At 23.9% G+C, this 721-nt stretch carries 1 protein-coding gene and 1 pseudogene; both read right to left on the bottom strand.

Translation table 11 applies throughout. From position 1 onward, the window contains the following. A pseudogene (locus tag LRB30_RS05795) lies at positions 1–237 on the bottom strand (DUF226 domain-containing protein); the annotation flags it as partial. Between the two features lie 9 nt (positions 238–246). After that, positions 247–721: plasmid maintenance protein (locus tag LRB30_RS05790; RefSeq protein WP_231020153.1), on the bottom strand; the 475-nt coding region annotated here is incomplete at its 5' end.

Here is a 721-nt window from a genome sequence, read left to right as displayed (position 1 = left end):
AGGGTACAAGTGAGTTTCTTCAACAATTCTTTCTCCATTAAACAGGGCCCTCAGTGATAATCTAAATTCATGTTTTTTCTCATGAACTCCAAATTTATAAATGTCCATCATTATTTTTGTATGGTACATTGCTTTACCATTTTCTTTTTCAATTAAAATAAAGCGTTCTTTATTTTGGCATTCAACTTTACATTTGCCTTTTTTTATAGTTTCAATGGGTTCTTTTGCATTTTCCATGTTAAATCCTTATACAGCCTTTATGTTAAATTCTTCTATAGTTAAAGATTTTTTTTCATTTTTTATTAGTTCTAATAATTCGTAATAATATGAACCAAATACTTTATTGTATTCTATTTTCTTTTGGTTATTTAAATATTCTTTTATAATAGGCTTTAGAACTTCAATATTTGTTTCTTTTTTTAGTAGTTCTATAAGTACATTGAAAATGTTAATCTTCAAATTCTGGTAATTTTTTTGAGAATTTTCTTTTTTTCTTTCAATCGACTTTTCCAATTTGCGTTTTATGTTGTTTAAATCATTATATTTATGATTTTCAATAATAAAATGGGGCTTAAATTTGTAATTTTTGTATACTTTTTGAAGATTTATTTGTAATTGTTCGGGATTATATCCATTTTCTTGTAATTCTTTCTGAGTGTTATTTAGAAGTGTCTTTAATTTCTTTTGCTTTTCTTTAATGCAAGATTTTTTGATATTAAAA

Source organism: Borreliella americana, from assembly GCF_021043605.1.
Lineage (GTDB): Bacteria > Spirochaetota > Spirochaetia > Borreliales > Borreliaceae > Borreliella > Borreliella americana.
Note: the sequence above shows the minus strand (reverse complement) of the source record. Positions and strands in the feature narration are given on the sequence as shown.